Raw genomic sequence first — 24,458 nt, forward strand, 5'->3', positions numbered from 1 at the left:
TTCTCTTATAGCTAAAAGATGTGTGGTGGCGATGGCAAGAAGGTCACACCTGTTCCCATGCCGAACACAGTAGTTAAGCTTCTTAGCGCCGATGGTAGTGAAGGGTTTCCCTTTGTGAGAGTAGGACGCTGCCGCGCATCTTTATTTTTCCGCAATAGCTCAGCTGGTAGAGCGCATGACTGTTAATCATGATGTCGCAGGTTCGAATCCTGCTTGCGGAGTACATAGGTATCTATGGAAATAAACAAACAAACAAGTGAATAGAGAGTTTTATTAGAACGACCTTGGAGAGTTGTCCGAGCGGCCGAAGGAGCATGATTGGAAATCATGTAGGCGGTGCACACTGTCTCAAGGGTTCGAATCCCTTACTCTCCGTCATCCTAGTTTGGCCCGTTGGTCAAGTGGTTAAGACACCGCCCTTTCACGGCGGTATCACGGGTTCGAATCCCGTACGGGTCATGTAGTATCACTGGAGGTTTAGCTCAGCTGGGAGAGCATCTGCCTTACAAGCAGAGGGTCGGCGGTTCGATCCCGTCAACCTCCATGTCAAAAATTTAAAGGTCTCGTGGTGTAGGGGTTAACATGTCTGCCTGTCACGCAGAAGATCGCGGGTTCGATTCCCGTCGAGACCGTTGCAACAAATTAAGGCCTGGTAGCTCAGTTGGTAGAGCACTTGATTGAAGCTCAAGGTGTCGGCAGTTCGATTCTGTCCCAGGCCACCATTTTTTAATAGCGGAGGGGTAGCGAAGTGGCTAAACGCGGCGGACTGTAAATCCGCTCCTTCGGGTTCGGCAGTTCGAATCTGCCCCCCTCCACCATTTTTTTAAAAAGAGTGATCCTTTTTTTATAGGGATATAGTTCAATGGTAGAATTATGGTCTCCAAAACCATCGATGTGGGTTCGAATCCTACTATCCCTGTGTTGTATGTTTAAAAAACTATCCTTTTATTATGGCGATTGTGGCGAAGTGGTTAACGCACCGGATTGTGGTTCCGGCATTCGTGGGTTCGATCCCCATCAGTCGCCTTTTTTTTATTGGGCTATAGCCAAGCGGTAAGGCAAGGGACTTTGACTCCCTTATGCGTTGGTTCGAATCCAGCTAGCCCAGTTTTATTGTTTAACCAATCCAATTTAATGATGGCGGTATAGCCAAGTGGTAAGGCAGAGGTCTGCAAAACCTCCATCACCGGTTCAAATCCGGTTACCGCCTTATTTGATAGATGGATTGTTTACCTATCATGCCGACGTGGCGGAATTGGTAGACGCGCTGGACTCAAAATCCTGTGCCCGCGAGGGCGTGCCGGTTCGATTCCGGCCGTCGGTATAAAATAAGCACCAAAACGTTAAGTTGTCTTAATGTTTTGGTGTTTTTTTGGGTTATACTAATGATTGTATCTTTTTATTGTAAACTAACGGTCTTTTTTGATATGATAAGAATAATAATTGAAAGCGCTTTAAAAAAAGTGCGAAGAGATGTAATTTACTAAGGAGGGAGATATTCGTTTCATTTTTCTATCAAATAGAGATACATTATGGTAACTATCTAAAAGGGAGTGGATTAAATGTCAACTAAAGAAACTTTTCAAAAATCAGAGATAAGAAAAGATAACACTATTTTTTCATCTTTAAGATCAGTCATTGAAACAGCTATGTATGGAAATAATGTGAAAAATATAAGTAGTACAAGTGAAGCATATAAACTAGCTTTGAATTCTCCAGGTACAATAGTGACAGATTTATTAGTAAAGTATCCAGAAAAGTTAGGTCTTCCAGACGGTGCTAAAGTTTTAGTAGAAAACGGTGGAGCTATTGTTGGTAGAACAGCAGTTGCAAGAAGAATAGTGGGAAATAATAAAGAAGAGGATGTTCAATTGGCTTCAATCGCTAGAGAGGCTGTTTACCAAGGGTCTTTAACTGAACGATATAAAGCGAGTGCATACGTCGGTTTAGATAAAAAGTTTATGATAAAAGCTCACCTTTCTGTTCCGAAAGGACAAGAAAATAATGTATATTCTTGGTTGTTAAATTTTCAAATAACAAATGATTTCTATAATGACATGTATTCTAATTCACATGAGATAGATGCAGGTGATATTTTTATCTATTCTGATCCTTACTGGAAACATCCTGACTATCCACTTGGGTTAGCATATTTTGATACCGATCATAATGCAGCTATCATTTTAGGCCTTAATTATTTTGGAGAATTAAAAAAGGCTACACTTACTTTAGCCTGGGGTACAGCTCATAGAATTGGTTTTGCTTCTTGTCATGGAGGACAAAAGAAATTCACATTGCCTAATGACACAAATTATGTATCAGCTTTTTTTGGTCTATCCGGTTCAGGCAAATCAACATTGACACATGCTAAGCATAATGGTAAATATCCTATTGAAGTTTTACACGATGATGCGTTCATAATCTCATTAACAGACGGATCGTCTATTGCATTAGAGCCAGCTTATTTTGATAAAACACAAGACTATCCTTCAGATCATGAGGAGGTTGATTATTTTATAACCGTACAGAATGTTGCTGTTACATTAGATAATCTAAATAACAAGGTGCTATTAACAGAAGATGTAAGAAATGGAAATGGTCGTACTGTAAAATCACGTTTTTCAACACCCAATAGAGTTGATCGATTTGAAGAACCGATTAATGCTATTTATTGGATTATGAAAGATGACAGTCTTCCACCAGTAATTAAAGTTGATGACCCTATTTTAGCAGCAAGTTTCGGTGCTACATTAGCAACGAAACGTTCAACAGCAGAGCGCTTAAAAGAAGGCGTAGATATGGATAAATTAGTTATTGTTCCTTACGCTAATCCATTTAGAGTCTATCCACTAACAGAGGATTATGAACAATTCAAACATCTTTTTGAAGTAAATGGAATTGATTGTTATATTATAAATACTGGTTTTTTCTTAGATAAAAAAATTACACCATCTGTAACCCTTAATAGCATAGAGGCTATTGTAGAGGCTAAAGCTAAGTTTAATTCTTTTGGTGATATTAAGCACTTAAGTTATATGAATGTAGAGGGATATGAACCAGATTTTGATAATGAAAGCTATAAACAATTGGTCCATGAAAGATTACAAATGCGTGTAGACCATATAATAGAAAAAAATGAAGCAGGTGGTCTTGATGTTTTACCTGATGAAGTCCTAGCTGCGATGAAAAAAATAATTAAATAAAAAAAGATTAGTTAACATTTATACAAACTATTTCCTATTAAACAGTAGAATAAATAATAACAAGCTAGTTATTATTTTCTATCAACGGCATAAGAGAAGTTCATTATTGATAATGTCTACTATATCTATTAAAATAAAGGAAGATTATATAGAGAGGTTAACGAAATATAAAGCAAATAGGTTCAATAAAATACCAAAAAATAAAAAGATTAGTCCATATGATCATTTCCAATTTTAATAGAAAAGTTATCCATTAATCAGACAGAACGGTATTTATGATTAAAAATATACTTCATGTGCTGTTAATGGGTTTAATGAAATAGTCATAAGGTAAGGTATTTCTATAAGAATAGTATGTCATTAAAAATATAGCACATAAAAAATTACAATAAAAAGAAGAGGGATGGTCCTATGGGGATAAGTAATGATAAAGCGACTCGACATTTAAATAGTTTAGAAAAAGAATACGAAAACTATCTAAATTTTCCACTTAATCTAAATATTACTAGGGGTATCCCTAGTGAAGATCAATTGCAATTATCTCAAGACATGTTAGGAATGCTTAAAGATCCAGAAGATTTTTTGAGTGAAAATAAAACAGATATTCGTAATTATGGAGAGTTGACAGGTATTGTAGAGGCTAAGGAACTATTTTCTGCTATTTTAGGATCAGAAAGTAGAGAAACGATTATTGGTGGAAACTCAAGTCTGAGTTTAATGTATTTTGTTTTAACGACTAAATTATTTATGGGCTCAGCACCTTGGAAAACTGAATCTCCTATCAAGTTTTTATGTCCAAGTCCAGGTTATGATCGTCATTTTTCTATGACTGAAAAGTTGGGAATTGAGATGATTCCAATTGAGATGGATGAGAATGGGCCAAATATGGATCAGGTCGAGCGTCTAGTACTACAAGATCAGACAATTAAAGGCATTTGGTGTGTCCCTAACTATAGTAATCCAACCGGTATTATTTATTCAGATGAAGTGGTTGATCGCTTAGCAAAAATGAAAACTAGTGCAAGTGATTTTACAATTATGTGGGATAATGCTTATGCTGTTCATCATTTAACACAGGAAAATAAAGTTGCTAAAAATATATTGACTGCTTGTAAAGAGGCTGGAAATTCAGAACGTCCTTGGATGTTTTGCTCAACTTCAAAAATTACTTTTCCAGGTGCAGGTGTTTCAGCAGTAGCAGCTTCAGAAAAAAATAGTGCTATGTTAGCAAACGAATTAAGTTACCAAACGATTGGTCATGATAAATTAAATCAAATGAGGCATGTAAAATTTTTGAAAAATATAGACCAAGTAAAAAAACATATGGAAAAACATGCTTTGATTTTAAAACCTAAGTTTGATTTGATTCAAAAGAAACTAAATGAACGTTTTAATGAAAGTAACTTGTTAACTTGGACAAATCCAAAAGGAGGCTATTTTGTTCATTTAACAACGATGGATGGATGCGCGACTGAGATTGTTGAATCATTAGATTGTATTGGTGTTAAAGTAACAAAAGCTGGAGCGACTTACCCAAGAGGTGATAATCCTAGAGATAATAGTATTCGTCTAGCTCCAACATCAGTTGAACTAGTTGATTTAGAACAAGCAATGGACGTAATTGGATTATGTATTGAAATGGTTAGTTTAAGAAAAAGTAGTAAAAAATAGGAATTGAATAAAAGGAGAGATGTATCTATTGTTTCATCTTTTTTAAAATTAAGAGAGTTGGTTCTTTATCAGTAGTGATTTCTTTAACGTGTTAGAGCTTTGAGTTACTAAACAACTGTTTCACTAATTTGTTTAATGACTCAAAGCTTTTACTATTCATCAATCATTATAATAAAAAACGATTATATCATGATCAAGTAGATCAACATGCCGATTAGAGATAGTATATTTACTAAATTATCTTCTTTTTTAAAATCGATTCATTATTTTTCATTAGCTTTATTTATCCAGTCTTTTTTTGTGAGATAGAAATAGGAATAATACAATTATCTTTATACCATTTTCTATTAGAGTATTACTACTATCTTTTGTTTTTTTTGAAGTAATGGGTCCAAATTAGTCAAATAAATTAGAAAATCAGTGTTATCATAATGTATCGTTATCATTTCGTTTAATTAAATCATCTTTTAACCGGTTATAACATGTAGTCAAAAAAGTCACAAATGATACTATTTTTTAATAGAATAAAAAAAAATCCTTATGACAATCCAAGATATGAGTGTCAAATAATGCTATACTATAGAAATAACTAACAAGAAAATTATTACAGCAAGTCATGTTAGAAAGAGGTTAGAGTGTGAAGAAAATAGAATTAGCAAATCAATTTTTAGAAAATAATATGAGTTTATTTAAATGCCCTGTTTGTGAGTCTAAATTTAATAAAATAGAAAATCATAGTTTACAGTGTGAACAGAATCACTCATTTGATCTATCAAAAAAGGGAAGTCTTTATTTTTTATTAAAAGGTTCTAAAAATGAATACGATAGAGAAATGTTAGCAGCAAGATACGCGATTGCCCAAGCGGGGCTATTTAATCCATTATTAGAAGCTATTTACAGTCATATTGAGTACAAGAAAGACGGTAGTTTATTGGATGTTGGTTGTGGTGAAGGTTCACAACTCGACTATTTAACGCAGTTAGGATTAACTGGAAATAATATCGGTTTTGATATATCTAAAGATGCCATTCAATTGGCTGCTGGGAATTTTACAAGCGCTTTTTTTTGTGTAGCAGACTTAGCTCAATCACCATTTGCAACTAATGAATACGATACGTTGCTAAATATTTTTTCTCCTTCAAATTATGAAGAGTTTGAACGATTATTAAAAAAAGATGGGATTATTATTAAAGTGGTTCCAGAAAAAGACTATTTAATTGAGCTAAGAAAGTTATTCTATCATGATCAAAAAGAAAAACAGTCTTATTCAAATCAATTAGTAATAGATAAGTTTAAGGATCATTTTTTAGAAATTGAGACAAAGCGTATTCGTTATTCATTTTCATTATCAAAGCAAAATTTTTTAGATTTAATGAAGATGACACCTTTAGGTTGGGGAGCTAGCGCCGAAGCAAAAGAATATGCACTCAATCATCCCTTATCAGAAATCACGATTGATGTTTGTTTGCTAATAGGTAAAAAAAAAGCCTAAGTTAATATGTAAAGTAAGCAATAAGATAAATAGAATAAGTTATCTAATACAATTAATAAATTCTGACTTGCAAGTTGTTACTGTGGGTGTTATATTACGTATAAGCTATTATTACTCATTCGTTTTTATCAGGAATCCATCAGATTTTGATAAAAGTTAGTGAAACTTAATAATGCATCATTAACGTATCATTTCGCAGTGCTGGACACCGAAATGATACGTTTTTTTTATTTTTAAGTTTGCTAAATTAAGTTTTAAATTTACGTAAAAATGAATGTATTAAATAAGTATGTTTTTTAACTAGATAATTAAGCTAAAATAAAAGAGTGTTTTGGCTAGGGAGGTGTCTTATATTGGTTGTTTTACAAGCGGAGTTGAAAGAGAAAATTATTGAAGAAAGTCAACGATTAGGGATTAATAAAATTGGCTTTACAACTGCTGAGCCTTTTTTAGACCTGGAAAAAAAATTGATTGCTCAACAAGAAAAAGGATACCATTCGGGATTTGAACATAAGAATATCCAAGAACGAATTTACCCAGAATTGATTTTTGAGAGTCCACGCTCTATCATATCAATTGCCTTAGCTTATCCAACTAAAATAGAACATCCTCCAGAGCGAGTAAAAGGAGAAAGACGTGGGGAATTTGCTCGTGCGTCTTGGGGAATAGATTATCATATAATCTTGAGAGAAAAAATGGATCAATTAATTGAGTATATTCGAAAAGAAGCCGGTGATTCGGTTACGTATAAACCCATGGTTGATACGGGAGAATTAATAGATGTTGCTGTAGCAAAAAGAGCTGGACTAGGTTTTATTGGTCGAAATGGTTTATTAATTACTGAAGAATTCGGTTCGTATGTTTACTTAGGTGAAATTATAACGAACTTAGATTTTCCAATTGATAAAGAAATTCCTTTCGGATGTGGAGACTGCACAAGATGCGTTGATGCTTGTCCCACTGGAGCTTTGTTAGGTGATGGACGGATGAATGCTAAACAATGTCTTTCTTATCAAACACAGACTAAAGGTATGATGCCTGAAGAGTTTCGTAGAAGAATGGGTCATGTTATTTATGGTTGTGATATTTGTCAAGTTGTCTGTCCGTATAATAAAGGGAAAAATGCAGGTTTTCATCCCGCAATGGAGCCTGACCCAGAAAGTGTTATGCCTAAATTAAAACCATTATTGACTATAAGCAATAGAGAGTTTAAAGAACGTTTTGGCTATATGTCTGGTTCTTGGCGTGGAAAAAAACCGATTCAAAGAAATGCTATTATTGCTCTAGGAAATTATCGTGATAAATCTGCCTTACCTGATTTGCTGCATTGTCTTGAAAAAGATCCGCGGCCGGTTATTCGTGGGACAGCAGCTTGGTCAATAGCTAAGATTGTTTCTTATAAAGATGAAATGATTATGGAATTTTTAAAAGAAGTCTTAGAAAAAGAAACAGATAAAGAGGCACAAGATGAAATGAATAAAGCAATTGCTTCTATTCATATGAAGAAAGAAAAGAAAAAGTAAGATTCAGGAGGAAACGTATTATGCCAAATCATATTGTTTTATTTGAACCACAAATACCAGCTAATACAGGAAATATAGCTAGAACTTGTGCTGGCACGAACACACACTTACACTTAATTGAACCTCTTGGCTTTTCAACAGACGATAAACACCTCAAAAGAGCTGGATTAGATTATTGGAATGATGTGAATATTACGTATCATGCCGACTTATCAGCATTTTTAGATACAGTAGGCAACGATCATTTATACTTAATTACTAAATTTGGTAACCGTACGTACAGTGAGCCAGATTACTCTATTACAGAAGAAAACTATTATTTTATGTTTGGTAAAGAAACAACGGGATTACCAGAAATTTTTATGAGAGAAAATGAAGAAAAATGTTTGAGAATTCCTATGGATGATACACATGTTCGTTCACTCAACTTATCAAATACAGCAGCGATTTTAGTATATGAAGCTCTACGTCAACAAAAATTTCTAAATATGGAATTAACTCATCATTATGAAAACGATAAGTTAGACTAATTTTTTTATGTATGTTTCGAATCTATCTAGTAGAATTGACTATAAGTTTAATGACACTAGATTTATTTTAGTCCATTTTTCTACTCTTTTACTTTTTAGATTACTTTCAAATTTCTTTGCTGGCTTTTTAGAAGATTAAATAAATAAAATTAGGGTTTCAGTAGTCCCCATGCATAGTGTATTCCGCATGAGGACTTTTTTTAACAATGATTCAAAAGATTTTTTATTAAGGATAACTATTGGCTACACTAAAGTTACTTATCTAACGAACCACTTAATTTAGATGATATAGTAGAAATAAAAAAGCGAAGTAGACTTGCTACTAACTATTGTAACCGCTACACTAGGAAGAATTAAATGAAATGAGGTTTTGTGATGTTCCTATTATTTAAAAAACTAACACCTTTCTTTTTAGAGCATAAAAAAAGATACGGATGGGCAATTTTCGCTATGCTAATAGGGAACGGGCTAGTTTTGATTCCTCCTTTTATTGTTGGACAGGTTATTGACGGAATTTATCTAGATACACTAACAGATAGCTTACTGTTGAAACTAGTATTATTATTTGTTTTTTCAATTGTTGTTTCTTATGGAATTGAAATATTTTGGGGCTACCAATTATTTGGTGGAAAAAATGTTTTAACAAGGCAGCTACGTAAACAGTTGATGAATCATTTTTTGAAAATGCGCTCTATATTTTACCAAAAATTTAGAACAGGTGATTTAATGGCACGTGCTACTAATGATTTAGATGCGATTTCTGAAATGGCTGGTTATGGAATTATGATTGCGATGGATTCCACAGCATTTTTTGGTGTAATTCTTTTAACGATGCTTTTGACAGTATCTTGGCAGTTAACCTTAGCCTGTATTTTACCTTTACCTATTTTAGGGTATTTACTAAAAGTTTTGGGAGATAAAGTGCATATTCGTTACAAAGAATCTCAAGATGCTTTTGCGGAGATTAATGATGAAGTACTTGAATCAGTAGAAGGTATTCGTGTCATAAGAGCTTACGGTAGACAAGAAGAAATGTCTGCTCAATTTAATGAGAAAACAACTAATGTTTTACAAAAAAATATTTCTGTTGCGAAAATAAACTCTGCTTTTCAACCATTAATAAAAATTGCATTAGGGATAAGTTATGTGCTTGCCTTTGGATTGGGAGCTATAATGGTTTCTAAAAATGAACTAACGATTGGCCAATTAGTTGCTTTTCAAGTTTATTTAAGTATGTTGGTATGGCCTATTCAATCTATTGGTGAATTAATAAATTTACTTCAACAAGGGAACGCTTCGATGGATCGTGTGATGGCAGTGTTAAGTGCAGATGATCAAATGGAACATACTGGAGAAAAAGATACCTTGGAAAACGGAACAATACTATTTAAAGAGGTTACTTTCAGTTATCCAGATTCAAAGCAACTAAGTTTGAAAAATATTCATTTAGAAATACCGAAAAATACAACGTTAGGTATTGTTGGTAGAACAGGAAGTGGAAAAACAACTCTCATTCGTCAGTTATTAAAAGAATATCCAAGTGGTGAAGGCTTCATTAGTATAGGAGGAGTCCCAATTGATACGGTTGAATTAAACCAATTAAGTTCAAAATTTGGGTATGTTCCTCAAGAGCACATTTTATTTTCTGGTACGATTCGCGAAAATATTTCTTTTGGAAGAAAGAATGCATCTGAAAAAGAAATCAATGAAGCTCTACACTTAGCTAATTTTGATAGAGATATAATTAAAATGCCTAATGGCTTAGATACTCAAATTGGTGAAAAAGGAATTTCTCTTTCAGGTGGGCAAAAGCAGCGAATAGCTATCGCTAGAGCTTTAATTAAAAATTCAGATATCCTAATCTTGGATGATTCTCTGTCTGCAGTTGATGCAGAAACAGAAAAGATTATCCTAACCAATTTAAAACAATATCGGAAGAATAAAACAACCCTTATTATTACTCATCGCTTATCTTCGGTCTACCATGCAAAACAAATTATTGTAATGGATAATGGTGCGATTATTGAAAGAGGAACACATACTGAATTAATGGAAAAAAAAGGCTGGTATGAGAAACAATTTATTCGTCAGCAATTGAAAGAGGAGGGATAAATCGTATGAAAACGATAAAAATACTTTGGTCTTATTCGATGAAGAAAAAAAGGTATTTTTTGACAGGCCTCATTCTATTAATTTTAGCTGTAATAACAGATTTGAGTGGCCCTTTAGTTATTCGTTATATTATTGACGCCATTATAGCACCTTCTAATGAATCAGTGCTCAAAGTAGATAGATTGCTACTATTCTTAGGTATTTTTCTAGTCTTAGCACTCTTAACAGCATTTTTTCGCTATCTTAGTTTCTTACTATTGACTATTGGAGCCAATACCGTTGTAAAAGTAATGAGAAATGAGTTATATGCTCATGTACAAAAATTACCTATCCGCTATTTTGATACCGTTGCTGCTGGAACAATTGTTTCTCGTATAACAAATGACACAGAACAGCTTCGTATTTTTTATGTTATATCAGTTGGTCAAATGTTAACAAATTTTAGCTATCTAGTTGGTATTTATATTGCGTTATTTCGATTAAATAGTTTTTATGCGTTAGTGTCATTTTTATTAATTCCTATATTTTTATTTTGGGCAATGATTTATCAAAAATATGCAGCGCCGTTCAATAAAAAAATACGCCAATTAGTGGGAGAAATAAATGGGAAATTAAACGAAACAATACAAGGGATGACTATCATACAAGTTTTCCAGCAAGAAGAGAAAATCGAGAAAGAATTTGAAGAAACAAATGACAAATGGTTTGATTATAGCCAGAAATTTGTTTTACTAGACTCAATTGCTTCTTATAGTTTTGTAGAAGTCATAAAAAATTTTTCACTGCTAATGTTAATCCTATACTTTTCAAAAGGCTATTTAAATGGTTCACTTTTAGTAACAGTCGGTGTTTTATATGTTTTTATTGATTATACTACTCGGTTATTTCAACCTATTCAAGGCATTGTTTCTCAATGGTCTTATCTGCAAACGGCATTGGCATCGGCTGAGCGTGTTTTTGATATCGTTGACTTACCGATTGAGGTTGAAAGCAAAGAAGACTTTGATACTTTGAAAAAGGAGATCATTTTTGAGCATGTTTACTTTGCTTATAAAAAAGATGAGTATGTTTTAAAAGATATAAACTTTAAAACAAAGAAAGGGGAAACAACTGCTTTGATTGGGCATACTGGTTCAGGTAAAAGTTCAATTATAAACTTATTGTTTCGTTTTTATGATCCTGATAAAGGGAGTGTTTATCTAGATGATCATCCGACAACGTCTCTTTCAAGAAAGAGTTTGAGAAAGCAAATGGGTATTGTTTTACAAGATCCTTATCTATTTAAAGGAACGATTGCTTCAAATATTTCATTAAATGATCCGACTATTTCCCGTGAACAGATCAAAGAAGCTATTCATGCTGTTGGAGGAGATGTATTATTGAAAGATATGCCCCTAGGGATTGATCAGCCTGTAACGGATAAAGGCAGTACTTTATCATCTGGGCAAAAACAACTCATTTCTTTTGCTCGTGCTTTAGCGTTTAATCCAGATATTTTAATTTTAGATGAAGCGACTTCTAATATTGATACAGAAACAGAGGATCTGATTCAAAAAGCGATGAGTGTTGTAAAAAAAGGAAGAACGACTTTTATTATTGCTCACAGATTGTCAACTATTCAATATGCAGATCAAATACTAGTATTGGATAAAGGCGAGATAATTGAAAGAGGAAATCACGAGACGCTACTGAATTTAAATGGTAAGTATGCTAGCATGTACCGCACACAATCCGAAGATAAACGAACTAAAGGTTCTACTAGTTAAATGAGAGTAGGATAACTCTGATATGAAGGTATCTTTGTTTTACTAAAGGAACCGATTGTTAAGCTTTACAAAAAATACGGGGATGGGTATAATAGGATAAGAAAAGGTGAGGAGAAAACTATGGAAAAACTTATAATCAAAGGGATCAAGGGTTATCAAAAAGGGATATCTCCTTTATTTCCGCCATCTTGTCGTTATTATCCTACTTGTTCAACTTATGCTATTGAAGCAATCGAAAAACATGGCTCATTAAAAGGGACAGTGATGGGTACGGCTAGAATTTTGAGGTGCCATCCATTTGTTCGTGGTGGATATGACCCTGTTCCTGCTAAATTTACGTTAAAAAGAAACCAAGATAAAAAGAAGAATTAGCAAAATGTAATAGGGAGGTAGTTTAAATGGAAAATAAAATGAATGAATATAAACCAAATATTAAAGTAATCAATCGAATAAAAAGATCAGAAGGCCAAATGCGAGGCGTAATAAAGATGATGGAAGAAGGGCAAGGTTGCAAAGACGTCGTCACTCAACTATCTGCTATTCGAACGAGTATTGACCGCGCTATGGGTATTATAGTTGCAGAAAACTTAGCAGGGTGTGTTGCAGAAAGTGCGCATGATGGTTCTAGTCATGAAGAAAGTATCAAAGAAGCCATTGATTTATTAGTCAAAAGTAGATAAATTAAAAATCCTTAACACTTTCTCGTATGAGAGAGTGTTAAGGATTTTTTTTAACTCAATAAAAATAGCTGAATAATAAATAAAAAAGTAAAAATATAAACAAAAGGATGGCTATCTTTTGTTTGCCCGCTAAAAAATTTCGTAATAGGGTAACCGATAAAACCTAAAGCCAAACCAGTCGCAATACTACCTGTTAAAGGTATAGTAAGAATGATGATGAATGCAGGAAATGCTTCTGATAAATTGAACCAATTTATTTCAGCGGTACTTGCCATCATAATTGTGCCAACGATAACTAAAGCAGGAGAAGTGATAGTTGATACGCTGGAAATAATATTAAACAGAGGATAATAGAAACTGGATAATGCAAATAATATAGCAATTGTTAGGGCTGTCAAACCAGTCCGCCCACCGGTAGCAACGCCTGTTCCAGACTCGGCAAATGCAGTTGTTGGGCTAGTTCCAAATCATGCACCAACTGTTGTACTGATTGCATCAGATAGCAAAGCTTGTCTAGTATTTTTCAACTTGCCGTCCTTCATTAAGCCTGCACGTTTTGTTACAGCAAGTAATGTTCCAGTAGTATCAAATATAACAATTAATAAAAATGAAATGACAGTACCATAAAGACCGTTCGAGAAACTGTCTATAAATGGAGTTATTGAGTTTGTAATCATTAAATCAAATCCAAAATCAGGTAAGGTGATAATTCTATTCTGAAAAAAAATTTCAAATGATTTCCTCTTAAAGAAAATACGAAATGATACCATTTATCATCATAAATATTTTGAAAACTGATTACAATAAAAAATAGTTAGATGTTTTTTATTTGAGTTAAAACCTTTTATTTTTAATATAATTAGTGATATTGCTTTTTTATAACGGATAAACACGAACGATTATATATTAATTATTTTTAATTATCGTATTTATGTTTACAAAACTATCGACAGATGATAGGATGAACATACAAAGAAAACAAATAAAAAAACGGGGGATTTATAAAATTGAAAATAAACCATTCTTTAAGTTTTATTGCAGCTGGGGTAACTATTAGTATCTTATTAGGAGCATGCGGAGCCGAAAATCCTGCAAAAGCATCAATTGACGAAAAAAAGAATGGAACAGTTGGACTAGCGGCTGATTTTAGTGGAATTGATGATAAATCATTTAATCAATCAGCTTGGGAAGGTTTAGAAGCATGGGGTCAAAAGAATCATTTATCAAAAGGTCTCCAGGGATATGATTACATCCAAGCTGAATCAGCCTCTGATTACGTGATGAACTTACAAACATTGGCAAACAATAAATTTGATACAGTTGTAGCAATGGGCTTTAAATTAACTGAAGCTTTGATTGAAGTTGCACCTCAATACCCCGCAACAAACTTTGCGATTGTTGATGTTGCTATGCCAAAAATGGACAATGTTGCTTCGCTAGTTTTTAAAGATAATGAATCAGCTTTTTTAGCAGGAGTCGCAGCAGCTGAGTCAACATTATCTAATAAAGTAGGATTTATTGGTGGTCAAGAATCAGATATTATTGATAAATTTGAAGCAGGATTTGTTCAAGGAGTTAAAACAGTTAAACCTGAAGTAGAAGTGAGGGTAGAATATGTGGGTTCATTTGCTGATTCTGCTAAGGGGAAAGCTATAGCAGCGGCGATGTATGCAAGTGGAATAGATATTATTTTCCAAGCTGCAGGAGATTCTGGTAATGGCGTATTTTCTGAAGCAAAAGACGTGATGAATTCAAACTCTGATGATAAGAAATGGGTTATTGGTGCGGACCGCGATCAAACAGCTGAAGGGGCTTATAGTAGTGGAAATGTAACACTCACTTCGACTTTAAAACAAACTGGGAGTGCCATTCAAGACATTGCTGATAGAGCTTCAAAAGGAGATTTTCCTGGAGGAGAAATTTTAAATTATGGATTAGTAGAAGATGGAGTTGGCTTAACTGATGGACAGCTAACAAAAGAAACAATCCAAAAAGTTGATTTATTTAAAAAACAAATTAGTACTGGCGAATTAGTTGTAGCAGAAAAACCAGAAAATAAAAACTAATACAAAAAACAGCTAGTAAATGAATGATAACATTCATCTACTAGCTGTTTTTAGTTTGAAATGTTTAAAAATTAATTAGCATAGTTACATTTGATCAGGAGATTTTACTCCTAATAATCTTAAATCTTCTTTTAGAATAGCAGCAACAGATTGAACCAAAGCTAAACGAGCAGGTTTTTCTGCATCTTCTATTAAAACTTTACTATTTGCATAATATCTATTAAAAGCTTGAGCTAATTGTAAAGAATGTTTTGCAATAATAGAAGGTTCACGTTTTTCGTAAGATCTTTGAACAATGGATGGATACTCTTGTAATAATTTAATAATTTCCCAACTATAAGCATCGTTCAACTCATACGTATCTTCACTATTAGTTAGTGGATTTCCAGCTTTTCGCAAGATACTCATTGCGCGAGCCCTTGTATATTGAACATAAGGACCTGTTTCACCTTCAAAACGTACAACTTCTTCTAAAACAAAGTCAAAGTTGTTTAAGCGATCATTTTTGAGATCATGGAAAATAACAGCTCCGATTCCAACTTGTTTAGCTACTTCGTCTTTGTTTGGTAAATCAGGATTTTTTTCTGAAATTTGTTTGCCAGCTAAGTTAACAGCCTCATTTAAAACTTCTTCAAGCAGGACAATTTTACCTTGACGTGTAGACAGTTTTTTTCCACCTTGGGTAATTAAACCAAAAGCAATATGCTGCATATCATCTGCCCAAGAAAGACCCATTTCTTTCAACACCGCATTCAATTGATTGAAGTGATTGCTTTGTTCATTTCCAACAACATATAAACTTTGTGCAAAGTCATAATTGCGTTTACGGTAAAAAGCAGCAGCTAGGTCACGTGTGATATAGAGAGTAGCTCCGTCAGATTTTTTGATTAGTGCAGGATTTAGATTGTATTTATCTAAATCAACAATACTAGCTTTTTGGTTAATTTTTAATAAATTCTTTTCCTCAAGTAATTCAATAACTTCATCCATTTTGTCATTATAGAATGCTTCTCCACTGATTGCATCAAATTCAATATCTAACATATCATAAATATGATTGAATTCTTTCAATGACTCTTCACGGAACCATTCCCAAAGAGAGACTGCTTCTTCATTGCCATCTTCTAATTTTTTGAACCAAACACGTGCATCTTCATTTAGTTCAGGTTCATCTTCAGCTACGGCATGGAATTTAACGTACAGACGCAATAATTCGGTAATAGGTTCAGCATCAATAGCTTCTGAATTTCCCCATAATTTATAAGCAACAATTAGTTTTCCAAACTGAGTTCCCCAGTCTCCAAGGTGGTTAATTTTAATCGGTTGATACCCAACCTTACGGTAGATATTAGCAAGCGCATTCCCGATAACAGTTGAACGTAGATGACCCATTGAAATAGGTTTTGCAATATTAGGAGAAGACATATCAATTGGTACATTTCGATTTTCGCCAATAGCTAAATCTCCATAATGGTCACCTTTTTTCAAAACATCTGCTAATACAGCAGCACTAACAGCTTTTTTATCTAAGAAAAAATTTAAATATGGCCCAACAACTTCAGTTTTTTCAATAATAGTAGAAGAAATTTTGCCACCTAAATCTGCTGCAATGTTCTGAGGTGCTTGTTTAAATTCTTTTGCTAAAATAAATGTTGGGAAAGCAACGTCACCGTGTTCAGCTGTCTTTGGTTTTTCAAGTAAATCAAAAATTTTCTCAACAGTTAGTGTTTCACCAATTTGTTCATGTAAGGCTTCAGCAACGAGTAGTTTATAGTTCATGTTTTTTCCTCCTATTTAAATCTCTATTTTTTACTTATTTCAAACTTTAGAATACAAAAAAAGCCCTAATTTGATTTACAAATAAATCAAAAAAGAGACGAGGTTGAGCCCGCGGTACCACTCTTGTTGTTTTGTCTAAGGAACAAAACCACTTGTTTTTAGATAACGGCAAACAAAACCGAATAATTTTACTAGTTTCAAATTATTTTCTCAAAAGTGCGGTTCCTGATTTTTTTGTTATTGGCTTACACCATCCCAATTCGCTTTAAACAAACTAAATCAGTACTCTCTTCATCATTGAATCGTTATTTTTTTCTATTTATCAAGTATAGCAAAGTATTTAGATAAATTCCATTCATTTTAAAAAAGAATTTTTATTCATTATTTTGTAGATAGTTTGATAAATCTAAGCGTCTTCATACTTTGTTTGGTATAATACCAGTAGATAGTGTAATTATGAGGAGGTCTTGTAGTATGAAAAAATCTAATAGACAACTAGCCATAAAACAAATTATTAATAACTACGATGTTGGAACACAAGAAGAGCTATTGCACTACTTAAAGGAAGAAGGAGTAGAAGCAACACAAGCAACGATTTCACGTGATATTAAAGAGATGCATCTAGTGAAAACAACGACTTCAAGCGGGAATGTAAAGTACGCTCTATTCCAAAACAATAAAATGTCAACGGAAGAAAAATTGCAGTCCACACTAGGTGAAGTTACTATAAAATTAACTCGTGTTCAATTTCTAACAATCTTAATGACTATTCCAGGTAACGCTCATGTTATTGGAGCATTAATGGACGCAATTGATTTTCCTGAAAAAGTAGGAACCATTGCTGGGAATGATACGTGCATTATTATTTCTAAAAATGAAGAAGATGCAGTTAAAATGTATGATTATTTACACAAATGGATAAATGCATAAAATGGAGGTTCTTTATGACAAAACTACCTGAGTTTCATTTAGCAGATTTACAAAATGGATCTGATATTAGAGGAATTGCTATTCAAACAAAAAATAACGAATTAACTTTAACAAATGACAGAATTGAAAAAATTAGTTATGGCTTAATGGCGTGGTTAAAAGAATACAAAAAACTGACTAACTCACTAACAACTATTAAAGTTGCCATTGGATACGATAGTCGATTATCTGCTAAAAGAATTCAAGAAGTCATTATAAAAACGCTAATAAATCTGGGTGTCGATATTATTGACGTTGGTTTAGCTACAACACCTGCCATGTTTATGTCGACCCAATACCAAGAATTTGACTGTGATGCTGCGATTATGATTACAGCAAGTCACTTACCTTATCAATACAACGGCTTGAAGTTTTTCACAAAAGACGGTGGGGCAGAGCATGAGGACATTGAATTTATTTTAGCCAATACAGATGTGAAAAAACAACCTTATCCCAAAGATAAGGGAGAAGTGAAAAAGGCTGATTTATTAAAGGTTTATGCAGCTGATTTAAGGAGTAAAATAAAAAAAGAAATTGATGATGTAGAAAATCATGAGAAACCTTTAGCCGGTAGACACATTATTGTAGATGCTGGAAATGGTGCTGGAGGATTTTTTGCGAAAGAAGTCTTAGAAAAATTAGGTGCCAACATTACAGGCAGTCAGTTTCTGGATCCAGACGGAACGTTTCCAAACCACATTCCAAATCCAGATAATAAAGAAGCGATGGCTAGCATCCAAAAAGCAGTTTTAGAAAATAAAGCTGATTTAGGTATTATTTTTGATACAGACGTAGACAGATCAGCATTAGTTGATCATAAAGGTGTAACGTTGAATCGGAATAACTTGATTGCGGTTATTTCTGCTATCGTGATAGCTGAAAATCCTGGTACAACGATTGTAACAAATTCCGCAACATCAGAGCACTTAAAAACATTTATAGAAGAACAAGGTGGTCAACAAAATCGTTATTTAACTGGATACCGTAATGTCATTAACCAAGCATTGAAATTAAACAAAGAAGGAATTCATACCTCATTAGCTATAGAAACAAGTGGGCATGCAGCACTTAAAGAAAATTATTTTTTAGATGATGGTGCTTACTTAGTTGCTAAAATATTAATGGCCGATGCACGGTTGCGTAAAGAAAATAAAAAAATTGGCAGTTTAATAGAAACATTAAAACAACCAATAGAAACAGATGAAGTTCGTTTTAAGATTTTAACTAAGCCGATTAGAGAAAACGGGTTAGATACGATGGAGAAATTCAGAGAATTTATAGAACAGGTGCCTGATTTAGTGATTGAACCCAATAATTTAGAAGGTGTAAGAGTAAACACAAAAGGTATTTACGGTTCAGGCTGGCTGTTGTTGAGAATGAGTTTACACGAGCCTTTACTAGTTCTAACTTTTGAAAGCGATCAAATGGGTACAATCAAACAGTTGCGCCAAAAGTTAAAAGGATTTTTTATTTCACAAGAATGTTTAGATTCATCTGACTTGTCATAAAAGATTTCATCCTGCCATGACGAGTGGGTAAGCACAATCAAAGGAGCTGGTTAAAATGAATCAGGGACTACTAGATAGTTACACATGCTACAATGGAGTTGAAATCCCCAAATTAGGATTGGGCGTCTTTTTAATGAAGGATGAGAGTGAGCTAATTGACGCAATTAAGTCAGCTGTTGAATTTGGTTACCGTCATTTTGATACAGCTAAAATATATGAGAACGAAGAGTATGTGGCTAGAGGATTAAAAGAATCAGGTCTGTCACGTGAAGAAGTTTTTTTAACATCAAAAGTTTGGAATTATGATCAAGGATATGAAGAAACAAAAAGAGCTTTTCAAGAATCGCTAGATAAATTAGAGACAGATTATTTAGACTTATACCTAATTCATTGGCCTGCAGAAAAATTTATAGATACATGGCGGGCAATGATTGAATTATATGAAGCTGGAAAAATTAAAGTTATTGGTGTTTCAAATTTTCAAATTCATCATTTAGAAGAATTAAAAAATGCAGGATTAGTGCAACCAATGGTTAATCAAATAGAAACTCATCCGGAGTTTCCACAAAAGGAATTACATGATTACATGAAAGAAAATGGGATCATCCATGAAGCTTGGGGACCATTAGGCCAAGGGAAATCTGACTTATTGAATCACTCTATTTTAGCTAAAATAGGGCGAAAATATTTTAAAACACCAGCACAAGTCGTTTTACGTTGGCATCTAGAACGTGGTGAGGTGATTATCCCTAAATCGATTCATAGAAATCGAATTAAAGAAAATAGTGAACTCTTTGATTTTTCTTTGACTCAAGAAGACATGGATGAAATTGCTTTATTAAATACAGAAACTCGTTATGGTGGAGATCCAGACAATCAAGAACGCCTTAGAGCAACTTCAATTAAACCAACGAAATAAAAAAAGATTTGGCATAAAAAATGCCAAATCTTTTTTGTTTTTGTTTTGTTTTTTTAAAGAGACTAAACCTATTAATCTTTATTAGGACACCAATGCCATTTGAATCCATCTTTAATCAATAATTTTTCACTATCAGTTGGTCCCATAGAACCACTGGCATAATTAGGGAAATCAATTGTTTTATTGTCCCAGTGTTCGCGAATAACATCAACGAATTTCCAAGATGTTGCTACTTCATCCCAATGAGTGAAGTTAGTTGAATCACCATTTAAACAATCTAGAATAAGTTTTTCATAAGCTTCAGGACTATTCGCAGTTGTTTCAGCAGAATGTTTGTGTTCTAATTTTAAGGTCTCAGTTTCTAATCCTAATCCTATTTTTTTAGTATTCAATTCTAAAGAAAAACCTTCTGTTGGCTGAATGTAAATAGTAAGAATATTAGCAGGTAAAGGCTTATCGTTGTTATCAAATAAATTTAGCGGTACATTTTTAAATTCAATATCAATTTGAGTTCCTTTTTCAGCTAGACGTTTTCCAGTTCTAAAATAAAAAGGAACACCAGCCCATCTAAAGTTATCAATCAAAATTTTTCCAGCAACAAACGTTTCTGTTTGAGAATCAGGTGCCACATTTATTTCTTCACGGTAGCCATTTAAATTTTCATGACTACTATCAAGACTAGGACCATATTGGCCTCTAACCATATACTCTGTTACTTCATTTGGTTCAAATAGCCGGACAGCTCTTAAAGCTTTAATTTTTTCAGTTCGTATTTCTTTATCTTCTAAGCGAGTAGGAGGCTCCATGGCTAACAAAGAGATAATCTGCAAAATATGGTTTTGTAACATATCTCTTAAGGCACCACTCGTATCGTAATAACCACCTCGTTCTTCAACACCAAGAGATTCACTTAATGTAATTTGGATATTATCAATATAACGACTATTCCACATAGATTCAATCATATAATTTCCAAATCTTACAGCCGAAATATTTTGAACCATTTCTTTTCCTAGATAATGATCAATCCGATAAATTTGATCTTCCTCAAAAGACGCTCTAATTTTATTATTTAGTTCTAGTGCGCTTTTAAAATCATGTCCAAATGGTTTTTCAATAATTAGATGATTAAAGCCGTTCGTTGTTATTAGTTCTCGATCTTTTAGATTTTGTGAGATAATGCCAAAAAAATTAGGAGACATAGCCAAGTAAAACAAGCGATTGCCATCTAATTGATAGTCTTCGTCTAATTTACTAGAAAGCTTCTTTAATGTATCGTAATGATCTACATCAGTCACATTATGAGATTGATAGTAAAAATGACTTGCAAATTTTAGTGCATGCTCAGGTGAGTCAGTAATATCTTGAATAGAATCAATAACAACCTCACGGTAGAACTCGTCTGTCCATTCTCTCCTAGCTGTGCCAATAACTGCAAATTGTTCTTTAAGATACCCTTTTTTATATAATCGATAAAGAGAAGGATATAATTTCCTTTTTGCTAAATCTCCTGTTCCACCAAATATGGTGAAGAGAGCTTTCTTTTCTGTATTCATTTGCTGTGACCACTCCTTCAATCGATAGATACTAGTCTTTAATATTTTCCTTAAAAAGGATTATCTACTGTATTATACAAGTATATGATAGAGGAATCAATTTATCTTGTTTATTTATTTAAAGGAAGATACGAAAAGAAAAGTAAAAAGATTTAGAAAACGAGTGAAACAATAATAAAGTGAATACAGCAATTATTTTCAATAAAGGGACTTATTAAAAAATCAACAATTCATTAACGGAGCAAGTAGAATTATGTTATAATGTAACAGATGCAAAAGAGTATCGATAGAAAAGAGGCGTACGAATAGATGGAACATACATTTGAGAGATTTAATATTCAACCATTTTTAATAGAAGCAATTAACGAAATAGGTTTTACACAACCTACAGAAGTGCAAGAAAAACTTATTCCAGCCATAAAAAAAGGGAAAAGTGTTATTGGACAATCCCAAACGGGTTCGGGTAAAACACATACCTTTTTGTTGCCTTTAATTGACGGCATCGATCCTGCTAAAAAAGAAGTTCAAGTTGTCATTACTACACCAAGTAGAGAATTAGCTGAGCAAATATCTAAAGCAGCTTTACAATTAGTAGAAAATGCACCAGAAAAAATTACTGTTCAAACATATGTTGGTGGTACAGATAAAAAGCGTCAAATAGCTAAATTAGCAGGGACACAACCACATATTGTTATTGGAACACCAGGTAGAATTTTAGATTTGATGAATGAGAAAGCATTATTGATTTATACCGCACCGGTCTTAGTAATAGATGAGGCAGATATGACATTAGATATGGGATTCCTGGAAGATATTGATAAAATTGCTAGTAAATTACCAACAGAATTACAGATGCTAATTTTCTCAGCAACTATCCCAAATAAACTAAAACCTTTCTTGAAGAAGTATATGGAAAACCCTCTATATGAGCAAATCCAACCGAAAGATATTATATCTACAAATATTGAAAACTGGCTTATATCTACTAAAGGCCGCGAAAGAATTGATGTTATTTATGAATTACTAACAATTGGACAACCGTATTTAGTTATGATATTTGCTAATACGAAAGTAAAAGTAGATGAAATAGCGGATGGATTAAAATCAAGAGGAATTAAAGTAGCTAAAATTCATGGAGACATCCCACCACGTGAAAGAAGACGTGTGATGAAACAAGTCCAAAATTTAGAGTATCAATTTGTTGTTGCAACAGATTTAGCTGCTCGAGGTATTGATATTGAAGGTGTTTCTCATGTTATCAACGCGGAAATCCCTCGTGATTTAGATTTCTTTATTCATAGAGTGGGTCGGACAGGTCGTAAAGATTTAAAAGGAACAGCGATTACTTTGTATTCACCAAGTGAAGAGAATTTAGTTATTGACATTGAAAAAATGGGCATTACATTTGAGCCTAAAAGTATTAAGCATGGAGAAATCGTAGATACTTTCGATCGCAAGCGCCGTGCTCAGCGTGAAAAGAAAAAAACAGAATCTCTTGATGGTGAAACAAGAGGAATGTTGAAAAAAGCTAAGAAGACGATTAAACCTGGATATAAGAAAAAAATGGGTCGAGTTATTAAAGCAAGTAATGTGAAAAAACGTCGTACAGAACGTCGTACACAAGCTAATACTATAAAAAAAGCAAATAAGGCAAGCAATAAAACCAAATAAAATTAAAAAAGCAGGTCACATTTTTATGATGTGACCTGCTTTTTAGCTATTTTTTAATTATTTTTTCTTTTGGTATCTTCTTGATAGCTAAATAGTAAAAATAAATCGTGATAGCTAGTGTTGCTTCTAGTTGGAGATAAGGAGTTAGTTGAAAACTATTTAATACAGCAAAGAAAACAGTAGGCAAAGTTGAAGCAAATAAAACGATTTTCCAATTATCAGAAAAACGAAGAGAGCGACGACTGAAGGTAGAAACTAAATTAGCAAAAACAGTATAAAGTAAATTATAAATAACAACAATTAATAAATTAACAAGCCAAATTAAGATAAAGGATAAGATAAAAATTACACTACTTACTCTTTCCATTCCTAAGAATAAATCTGCAAAGAAAGTGTTATCTAAACCATTCATTTTAGAGTAAGAGATATCACCAGGATAACCTGGTGCACTAAGATAAAGGCCATCTTTAAGTAAGGCTAGTCCTATTGTCGTTCCAATCGTATTTTTTTTGACGTCTTCAGGTGTTTGTTCTCCTGTAGGATCAAAAGTAAAAATAATTGAATCTGTTTGATAAATAAAACTTTTAGTACCTTCCTCAGTTACCAATTGATCATCTTCTATTTTAAAAGAGGGCAATTGTTCAGCAATTTTTTGACCATCTCTTTTAAAATCAGCAATTAGTTTATTTCCTTGAATCCAAGTAGGAACAGCTGTTATGAAGGAAAGAACTATCAGGTACAGTATTATTTTTTTCTTATTCAAGCTACGTGCGGCACTTAACTTCTCCGGATTAAGAAAAGAGGCTTTCATTAGATTAAAAAGTTGAATATCAATCACTCCTATTACTATGATAAAATCGTTCTTTGTTATTGTAAGCTTTTCTAATAGAAAACTCAATGCTTGGTCTAACTATCTGTTATAGAAAGGAAAAAATAACTTTTTATGTTGAATAAAGGCAAAGATTTTGAGTTTTATTATGAAAGGTGTTACATTTAGAGGGTAGGAGCTACAA

Annotated in this window: 18 protein-coding genes, 12 tRNA genes, 1 rRNA gene, 1 pseudogene and 1 other annotated feature; of the genes and pseudogenes, 27 read left to right on the forward strand and 5 right to left on the reverse strand. The window is 33.2% G+C overall.

Annotated features, from left to right (window positions below; all coding sequences use genetic code 11):
• The first annotated feature begins 21 nt into the window (after positions 1-21).
• From rrf to ACMHYH_RS04485, 22 genes are all read left to right on the forward strand, one after another.
• Positions 22-137: ribosomal RNA gene (rrf, locus tag ACMHYH_RS04380) — 5S ribosomal RNA — on the forward strand.
• 11 nt (positions 138-148) lie between these two features.
• A tRNA-Asn gene (locus tag ACMHYH_RS04385) sits at positions 149-221 on the forward strand.
• A 65-nt stretch (positions 222-286) separates the two neighbouring features.
• A tRNA-Ser gene (locus ACMHYH_RS04390) sits at positions 287-375 on the forward strand.
• Between the two features lie 12 nt (positions 376-387).
• Positions 388-459 (forward strand) — tRNA-Glu (locus ACMHYH_RS04395).
• A 12-nt stretch (positions 460-471) separates the two neighbouring features.
• Positions 472-544 (forward strand) — tRNA-Val (locus ACMHYH_RS04400).
• 15 nt (positions 545-559) lie between these two features.
• Positions 560-632 (forward strand) — tRNA-Asp (locus tag ACMHYH_RS04405).
• Between the two features lie 14 nt (positions 633-646).
• Positions 647-722: transfer RNA gene (locus tag ACMHYH_RS04410), tRNA-Phe, on the forward strand.
• A gap of 12 nt (positions 723-734) precedes the next feature.
• A tRNA-Tyr gene (locus ACMHYH_RS04415) sits at positions 735-818 on the forward strand.
• A gap of 30 nt (positions 819-848) precedes the next feature.
• Positions 849-919, forward strand: a tRNA-Trp gene (locus ACMHYH_RS04420).
• A 34-nt stretch (positions 920-953) separates the two neighbouring features.
• Positions 954-1,026, forward strand: a tRNA-His gene (locus ACMHYH_RS04425).
• Positions 1,027-1,036: 10 nt separating this feature from the next.
• Positions 1,037-1,108: transfer RNA gene (locus ACMHYH_RS04430), tRNA-Gln, on the forward strand.
• Between the two features lie 31 nt (positions 1,109-1,139).
• Positions 1,140-1,210: transfer RNA gene (locus ACMHYH_RS04435), tRNA-Cys, on the forward strand.
• Between the two features lie 30 nt (positions 1,211-1,240).
• A tRNA-Leu gene (locus ACMHYH_RS04440) sits at positions 1,241-1,324 on the forward strand.
• Positions 1,325-1,562: 238 nt separating this feature from the next.
• A complete protein-coding gene (locus ACMHYH_RS04445) occupies positions 1,563-3,203 on the forward strand; it encodes a phosphoenolpyruvate carboxykinase (ATP) (RefSeq protein WP_414840130.1) in 1,641 nt (546 codons plus the stop codon).
• Between the two features lie 411 nt (positions 3,204-3,614).
• Entirely contained in the window at positions 3,615-4,874 is a 1,260-nt protein-coding gene (locus ACMHYH_RS04450) for an aminotransferase class I/II-fold pyridoxal phosphate-dependent enzyme (RefSeq protein WP_414840131.1), read from the forward strand.
• 637 nt (positions 4,875-5,511) lie between these two features.
• Entirely contained in the window at positions 5,512-6,366 is an 855-nt protein-coding gene (locus ACMHYH_RS04455; RefSeq protein ID WP_414840132.1) for a methyltransferase domain-containing protein, read from the forward strand.
• A 353-nt stretch (positions 6,367-6,719) separates the two neighbouring features.
• The gene (gene queG, locus ACMHYH_RS04460; protein WP_414840133.1) at positions 6,720-7,889 is read left to right on the forward strand and encodes a tRNA epoxyqueuosine(34) reductase QueG; all 1,170 of its coding nucleotides are present in this window, start codon (positions 6,720-6,722) and stop codon (positions 7,887-7,889) included.
• Between the two features lie 20 nt (positions 7,890-7,909).
• Positions 7,910-8,419, forward strand: coding sequence for a tRNA (uridine(34)/cytosine(34)/5-carboxymethylaminomethyluridine(34)-2'-O)-methyltransferase TrmL (trmL, locus tag ACMHYH_RS04465; protein WP_414840134.1), 510 nt, complete (start codon positions 7,910-7,912; stop codon positions 8,417-8,419).
• A gap of 375 nt (positions 8,420-8,794) precedes the next feature.
• Positions 8,795-10,531 (forward strand): ABC transporter ATP-binding protein, encoded by a 1,737-nt coding sequence (locus ACMHYH_RS04470; RefSeq protein ID WP_414840135.1) that lies wholly within the window; start codon positions 8,795-8,797, stop codon positions 10,529-10,531.
• 5 nt (positions 10,532-10,536) lie between these two features.
• The gene (locus ACMHYH_RS04475) at positions 10,537-12,297 is read left to right on the forward strand and encodes an ABC transporter ATP-binding protein (protein ID WP_414840136.1); all 1,761 of its coding nucleotides are present in this window, start codon (positions 10,537-10,539) and stop codon (positions 12,295-12,297) included.
• Positions 12,298-12,417: 120 nt separating this feature from the next.
• Positions 12,418-12,669 carry a membrane protein insertion efficiency factor YidD gene (gene yidD, locus ACMHYH_RS04480; RefSeq protein ID WP_414840137.1) on the forward strand — a complete coding sequence of 84 codons (252 nt, stop codon included), beginning with the start codon at positions 12,418-12,420 and terminating at the stop codon, positions 12,667-12,669.
• A 26-nt stretch (positions 12,670-12,695) separates the two neighbouring features.
• Entirely contained in the window at positions 12,696-12,977 is a 282-nt protein-coding gene (locus ACMHYH_RS04485; protein ID WP_414840138.1) for a metal-sensitive transcriptional regulator, read from the forward strand.
• A 50-nt stretch (positions 12,978-13,027) separates the two neighbouring features.
• On the opposite strand, the pseudogene ACMHYH_RS04490 reads toward ACMHYH_RS04485, so the two are convergent.
• Both ACMHYH_RS04490 and ACMHYH_RS04495 read right to left on the reverse strand, forming a co-directional pair.
• Positions 13,028-13,432 (reverse strand): annotated as a pseudogene (locus tag ACMHYH_RS04490) (solute carrier family 23 protein); the annotation flags it as partial.
• A gap of 12 nt (positions 13,433-13,444) precedes the next feature.
• Complete coding sequence (locus tag ACMHYH_RS04495) at positions 13,445-13,747, reverse strand: hypothetical protein (RefSeq protein WP_414840139.1); 303 nt, start codon at positions 13,745-13,747, stop codon at positions 13,445-13,447.
• Between the two features lie 237 nt (positions 13,748-13,984).
• Here ACMHYH_RS04495 and ACMHYH_RS04500 point away from each other — a divergent pair, with 237 nt between their 5' ends.
• Positions 13,985-15,043: a BMP family lipoprotein gene (locus ACMHYH_RS04500; protein ID WP_414840140.1), complete on the forward strand. Its 1,059-nt coding sequence runs from the start codon at positions 13,985-13,987 to the stop codon at positions 15,041-15,043.
• An 84-nt stretch (positions 15,044-15,127) separates the two neighbouring features.
• Here ACMHYH_RS04500 and argS read toward each other — a convergent pair whose 3' ends face one another.
• Positions 15,128-16,822 (reverse strand): arginine--tRNA ligase, encoded by a 1,695-nt coding sequence (gene argS / locus ACMHYH_RS04505; RefSeq protein ID WP_414840141.1) that lies wholly within the window; start codon positions 16,820-16,822, stop codon positions 15,128-15,130.
• 90 nt (positions 16,823-16,912) lie between these two features.
• Positions 16,913-17,129: a binding site (T-box leader), on the reverse strand.
• Positions 17,130-17,296: 167 nt separating this feature from the next.
• Here argS and argR point away from each other — a divergent pair.
• The 3 genes from argR to ACMHYH_RS04520 are packed head-to-tail and all read left to right on the forward strand — an operon-like array spanning position 17,297 to position 20,218.
• Positions 17,297-17,752: an arginine repressor gene (gene argR / locus ACMHYH_RS04510; protein ID WP_414840142.1), complete on the forward strand. Its 456-nt coding sequence runs from the start codon at positions 17,297-17,299 to the stop codon at positions 17,750-17,752.
• 14 nt (positions 17,753-17,766) lie between these two features.
• Entirely contained in the window at positions 17,767-19,299 is a 1,533-nt protein-coding gene (locus ACMHYH_RS04515) for a phosphomannomutase/phosphoglucomutase (RefSeq protein ID WP_414840143.1), read from the forward strand.
• Between the two features lie 55 nt (positions 19,300-19,354).
• The gene (locus tag ACMHYH_RS04520) at positions 19,355-20,218 is read left to right on the forward strand and encodes an aldo/keto reductase (RefSeq protein ID WP_414840144.1); all 864 of its coding nucleotides are present in this window, start codon (positions 19,355-19,357) and stop codon (positions 20,216-20,218) included.
• Between the two features lie 71 nt (positions 20,219-20,289).
• On the opposite strand, the gene zwf is transcribed toward ACMHYH_RS04520, so the two are convergent.
• Positions 20,290-21,774 (reverse strand): glucose-6-phosphate dehydrogenase, encoded by a 1,485-nt coding sequence (gene zwf / locus ACMHYH_RS04525; protein ID WP_414840145.1) that lies wholly within the window; start codon positions 21,772-21,774, stop codon positions 20,290-20,292.
• Positions 21,775-22,083: 309 nt separating this feature from the next.
• Here zwf and ACMHYH_RS04530 point away from each other — a divergent pair, with 309 nt between their 5' ends.
• Positions 22,084-23,445 (forward strand): DEAD/DEAH box helicase, encoded by a 1,362-nt coding sequence (locus tag ACMHYH_RS04530; protein WP_414840146.1) that lies wholly within the window; start codon positions 22,084-22,086, stop codon positions 23,443-23,445.
• A gap of 46 nt (positions 23,446-23,491) precedes the next feature.
• Here ACMHYH_RS04530 and ACMHYH_RS04535 read toward each other — a convergent pair whose 3' ends face one another.
• Positions 23,492-24,343: a DUF1189 domain-containing protein gene (locus ACMHYH_RS04535; RefSeq protein ID WP_414840147.1), complete on the reverse strand. Its 852-nt coding sequence runs from the start codon at positions 24,341-24,343 to the stop codon at positions 23,492-23,494.
• Positions 24,344-24,458: the final 115 nt, after the last annotated feature.

This window comes from Carnobacterium sp. TMP28, assembly GCF_047553015.1.
In the GTDB taxonomy this organism is placed as follows: domain Bacteria; phylum Bacillota; class Bacilli; order Lactobacillales; family Carnobacteriaceae; genus Carnobacterium_A.